This window comes from Streptomyces sp. NPDC050263, from assembly GCF_040655955.1.
Lineage (GTDB): Bacteria > Actinomycetota > Actinomycetes > Streptomycetales > Streptomycetaceae > Streptomyces.
Genome location: NZ_JBFAKW010000266.1, coordinates 1 through 2733 on the forward strand (window position 1 = coordinate 1; position 2733 = coordinate 2733).

Sequence of the window (2733 nt, forward strand, 5' to 3'; positions counted from 1 at the left end):
CAGCAGCGATATGGCACAACGACGCCACCGGACAGCCCGTCCTACGCTCACTGACCGCCTACGATCACTGACCCCTTGGAATCGATCATCTAGGCTGTCGAGGGCAGTTGGGCACGGCTGGAGGGGCCACGTGGGTCAGGACCGAATTGTGTACGACGCCACCCACATTCAGGTGCTGGAGGGGCGGGAAGCCATCCGGAAGCGCCCAGGGATGTACGTCGGTTCGACAAGCGAGCGAGGGCTGCACAACCAGGTGTTCGAGGTCTCCGACTGGGCGGTTAACCAGGTCCTCGCCCGCCGCGCCGACCGCGTCGACGTCGCTCTGGAACCCGACGGCTTCGTGCAGATCGCCATCGACGGGCCGGGGATCCCTGTCGGGGCTGCCGGGGATGCTGGCGGCTCCAGTCTCGAAGACTTGCTGACTCGTCCGCACGCCGGGCCGCAGCCGGGCGGACGCCACTCCGTGGATGTGGGCCTCTTCGGCATGGGGCCCTTCGTCGCCAACGCCCTGTCGAGCCGCCTGAGGGCAGAGGTCCGACGCGAGGGGATGCGCTGGGTGCAGCACTACGACCGCGGTGCCGCGGTCGGTCCACCCGCGCCGGCGGGCCCGGTGACCGAAGAGGGGACCGTCATCGCCTTCCGGCCCGATGCCGACATCTTCGGCACGGCGCGGTGCTCGTTCGACGCACTCGCGGAACGCTTCAGGGAGCTGGCCTTCCTGAACCGAGGCCTCGACATCTCGCTGACCGACCAGCGCGTCCCGAGTGGATCACGATCGGAGCGGTTCCGCTTCCCGGGCGGTGCCAAGGACTTCGTTGCCTTCGTCGACGAGCAGGCCGGGACATTCGATGAGACGACTGTCTTCGGCTTCGAGCAGGAGGATCCGCGGATCGCCGGATCAGTAGAGGTCGCCCTGAGGTGGGGCGGCAGCCGCACAAGCCGGATCCGGAGCTTCGCGAACAGCACGCCCACCCCCGGCGGAGGCGCGCACGTGGCGGGCTTCCGCGAGGGGGTGACGGCCGCGATCAACTCGTTCGCACGAGAGCGGCGACTGCTGCCGGAGACGGACCGTGGCTTCAGCGCCGACCAGGTCGGCGACGGTCTGACCGCGGTCGTCGCGGTCAAACTCGACCGCCCTGAGTTCGAAGGCGCCACGCACGGCATTCTGGGCAACGCGGAAGTGCGCGGCTGCGTCGCGCAGGCCGTCCGGGAGCACCTGGGGGCCTGGTTGACAGAGGACGTACGGCTGGCCGCAGCCGTCGTCAGCCAGATCACCCGCGACGCCACCCACGAGTGACAGCTGCGGCCATGCGAGGCGTCGCGCACTCGCAGCTCGCGGGTCAGCAGGCAGGGGAGCGGCGGACCACGGTGAGAACGGAAAATCTAGGGCCGCTCGATCAGGGCAAGCAGGTTGCCGCTCCAGCGCTCCTCACCGTCTCCCGGCGGCGTCACACGTAGCCCGAAGGTCACGTCCACGGGAGTGGTGTATCGACGGCCACTCGGCGATCTCGTTTTGAGGCTATGCGGTGAGTTCGGTGGGCAGGGCGGCCTCGTCGTTTTCTGACTCGATCGGGCGAATTCCATGGGTCGTTGCAACACCGTGGTGTGTCAAGCCCCGGGTTTCGTGGACGGTCGGTTAGCTGGTTTCGAGGGCAGGTTGTGGGGTCTCGGGTGATGCGTGGAGGGCTTCGTACTCGGCGGGTGGGAGGTGGCCGAGCTCGCCGTGGAGCCGGCGCTGGTTGAACCAGTCGATGTACTCGGCGACGGCGATTTCGATGTCGTTGATGCCGGTCCAGGGGCCCTTGTTGCGGATCAACTCGGCCTTGAACAGGCTGTTGAACGCTTCGGCGAGGGCGTTGTCGTAGGAGTCGCCCCTGGAGCCGACGGAGGCCACGGCGGCGGCTTGTTCGAGGCGTTCGGTGTAGCGGATGGCTCGGTATTGCACGCCGCGGTCGGAGTGATGGACCAGGCCGGCCAGGTCCACGCCCTCGCGGCGGCGTTTCCAGACCGCCATCTCCAGGGCGTCCAGGGCGAGATCGGTGTAGAGGGAGGTGGCGACCTGCCAGCCGACCACCATGCGGGAGTACACGTCGATGACGAAGGCGGCGTACACCCAGCCGGAGGAGGCGCGGATGTAGGTGATGTCGGCCACCCAAAGCTGGTTCGGGGCGTCGGCGGTGAACTGGCGGTTGACCAGGTCGCGGGGCCGGTCGGTCTCGGGAGCGGGCCGGGTGGTGCGCGGGCCCCTGGCCCGGGACACCCCGCGCAGCCCGTCGGCACGCATCAACCGTTCGACGGTGCAGCGGGCCACCGTCCACTCGCGTCTCAGGAGCGCGGCGTGGACCTTGCGGGCGCCGTAGACGCCGTAGTTCTCGCGGTGGATCGCGCGTATCTCCTCGGTGAGGTGCTGGTCGCGGACGCTGCGGGCCGATTCGGGGCGTGTGTGGGCGGCGTAGTAGGTGCTCGGCGCGATCTCGGCGTCGGTGCCCGCGAGGGCTGCGCAGATCGGCTGGACGCCGAACTCCTCTTTGTGCTGGTCGATGTAGGCGACCTTCAGCGCAGTGGACGGTCCAGCTCCGCCGCGAAGAAACTCGCCGCGGACTTCAGGATCGCGTTGGCCCGCCGTAGCTCCCTGACTTCGCGTTCCAGCTCTGCGAGCCGTGCCACATCGGCACTCGTGGTGCCGGGCGCGCCGGCCTCGTCGGTCTCGGCCCGCTTGACCCAGGTCCGCAG

The 2733-nt window shown here is 68.8% G+C and carries 1 protein-coding gene and 1 pseudogene; one reads left to right on the top strand and one right to left on the bottom strand.

Going from position 1 to position 2733, the window contains the following annotated elements; genetic code table 11:
* Window positions 1-1297: pseudogene (locus AB0J04_RS45780) on the top strand (DNA topoisomerase IV subunit B); the annotation flags it as partial.
* 339 nt (window positions 1298-1636) lie between these two features.
* On the opposite strand, the gene AB0J04_RS45785 reads toward AB0J04_RS45780, so the two are convergent.
* Window positions 1637-2733: IS3 family transposase (locus tag AB0J04_RS45785; RefSeq protein WP_363174669.1), on the bottom strand; the 1097-nt coding region annotated here is incomplete at its 5' end.